5 protein-coding genes are annotated in these 2,171 nt (G+C 54.5%); all 5 read right to left on the bottom strand.

Annotated features, from left to right (window positions below):
- On the bottom strand, positions 1 to 464 hold a 464-nt coding region (cpaB, locus tag A3754_RS12850; protein WP_156496976.1), incomplete at its 3' end, for a Flp pilus assembly protein CpaB.
- Positions 465 to 518: 54 nt separating this feature from the next.
- Positions 519 to 971 carry a TadE/TadG family type IV pilus assembly protein gene (locus A3754_RS12845; protein WP_063520008.1) on the bottom strand — a complete coding sequence of 151 codons (453 nt, stop codon included), beginning with the start codon at positions 969 to 971 and terminating at the stop codon, positions 519 to 521.
- A gap of 12 nt (positions 972 to 983) precedes the next feature.
- Positions 984 to 1,211 (bottom strand): Flp family type IVb pilin, encoded by a 228-nt coding sequence (locus tag A3754_RS12840; RefSeq protein ID WP_063520007.1) that lies wholly within the window; start codon positions 1,209 to 1,211, stop codon positions 984 to 986.
- 355 nt (positions 1,212 to 1,566) lie between these two features.
- Positions 1,567 to 1,734, bottom strand: a complete 168-nt coding sequence (gene rpmG / locus A3754_RS12835) for a 50S ribosomal protein L33 (protein ID WP_007151127.1) — start codon at positions 1,732 to 1,734, stop codon at positions 1,567 to 1,569.
- A gap of 22 nt (positions 1,735 to 1,756) precedes the next feature.
- On the bottom strand, positions 1,757 to 1,993 hold the full coding sequence (gene rpmB / locus A3754_RS12830; protein ID WP_007149468.1) for a 50S ribosomal protein L28: 237 nt from the start codon (positions 1,991 to 1,993) through the stop codon (positions 1,757 to 1,759).
- Between the last annotated feature and the right edge of the window lie 178 nt (positions 1,994 to 2,171).

Below are 2,171 nucleotides of genomic sequence, written 5' to 3'. Positions count from 1 at the left end.
AAAGCCACCACCACATCCACCAGATCACCGGGCTGCAGCAATCCGCCAGCCATCACCACATTATCCACAGCCACGCCGACGGCACGAAAGCCCGTCGGTAACGCGCCAGGGAGGGTGCCGCCAGGTTCAAGATGATTTCGGGAAAGCAGCTCGCCCGGACGGGCAAACTGGCGAAGCTCCTTGCCCACCACCTTTTCATCGGCGGTCAGCACATTGGCAATCGGGGCAGGGGAAGACACCACCGCCAGGGACTCTTCATCAAGCGTATCCCCGACATTCAGGCTCTGCGTCACCACCCAGTAGCGATAACTGGGGGCATCCTGAACGGACGATTCGGTGTCCGTGTCATTATCCTTCACCACCAACGCCGGTGTCGGATCACGACTTAACCCCACCAATGCCAAGATCAACGCCACCAGCGCCACTGCCAGCGCCGGCAACATATACAGCAGTCTTGATCCCATGTTCTCTCCGGAACATCCCTGTGTGTTTCTGGTTCTAATTGCAGGCACGCCGCATCAGAATGCGGCCCGCGCCTCCGCATCCAGCCGCTCCGGCAGTGGGGGGAACTCCCCCAGCATGCCGAAACTCAGCGCCGGCACCACCGGATTGGTCTGATAGTTCGGATAAACCAGGCGGCAGTGGAGCATTTCCACCCCCCCCACTGTCTCCAGATTACAGGCACCCTCAGCATCCAGATCCCTGAGACTGGGCGGTAGCTGTGTCACCAGCCCGGCCAACGCCGAATTGGCACGCTGCGTCACTGACGCCCCCAAGGCGGCCCCCTGTAACGCAGAACGATCAATGTACAAGGCGGTGGATACCGCATTGTCTACCGCATCCTGCATCCGGTACTGAGCAAAGAATGTCAGGCCGTATACCGCCGCGCCATATAACATGGCGACAACGAAGGGGAACAACAGCAAAAATTCCAGTGCCACCGCCCCTGCCTGTTTTCCCCACATCCGCATGCCGACTAATCCCTAGGTACCAGAGGTATCAGAGGCATCAGAGAACAGGTCGGAAAATGCCGTTTCCAGTGCATCGCTAACCGTATCATTAGTCGCCAAAACACCAATGATAATGATCAACGCTGCAGCCAGAACAATGTACTCCAGCGCACTGGCACCACGCTGTTTACGCGCACGGCCTGGCAACTGGCAATAAAGACGGGCAAAAACGAATTGGGAAATCATAGTCAAAGTACTCATAGTGCTCTCCGTGCACGCTCTTTGTGAGGGTTACCAAAACTGATTAAACACTTGCTACATATGCGTAAATATGAACTTCTGATTTGATCCTATGCAAACGTGACGCACTTCACAACGCTGGGCGTGTAGCCTTTTGTTGCGAAACATCCCGTTCCTGTAAAGCTAGCACCACCATCTTTTTGTGACGTAGATCAAACCTCTGTTCGGGGCCGGAAAGACGACAGACGGGCTTTTTCCGCGCAGAGTTGATATGCAACGCCATTTACATGGGCAGCACTTTTCGCCAGGCATAAAAAAACCCGGGAAATCCCGGGTTTTTTTATGTCCGCTGCCAGGCAGGCAAGCTAGAAGATCATTACTTGATCTTCGCTTCCTTGTAGGCCACATGCTTACGCACGACCGGATCATACTTCTTGGTTTCCATCTTTTCAGGATGGAGACGCTTGTTCTTGGTGGTGGTGTAAAAATGACCAGTGCCAGCAGAGGACACCAGGCGGATTTTTTCACGAATAGGACCGGCCATGGGTTAACTCCTTCTGTTAGCCTTAAACGCGATCGCCGCGAGAACGGATATCGGACAGTACAGAGTCGATACCTTTCTTGTCGATGATGCGCATACCTTTAGAGCTGACCCGCAGACGCACAAAACGCTTCTCGGACTCAACCCAGAAACGATGGTGGTGCAGGTTCGGCTCGAAACGACGCTTGGTCTTGATGTTCGAGTGGGAAACGCGATTGCCCGTTACAGGGCGCTTACCGGTCACCTGGCAAACTTTGGACATTGTCTTGCTCCGTAAAACTTCTTGCGGGGGACGGTAGAGCCCCGGAAAAGGCGCGTTTTATACCAATCCACCGCTCAAGTTTCAAGCGAAATCTTGAATTAAAAGATAGCCGGACGCCAAACGCCTGAAGCCAGACACCAACCAAGCGCCGTCTTTTAGCCGCAAGCTAGCGCCAGAT

It is taken from the genome of Alcanivorax sp. HI0083 (assembly GCF_001635175.1).
Note: the sequence above shows the minus strand (reverse complement) of the source record. Positions and strands in the feature narration are given on the sequence as shown.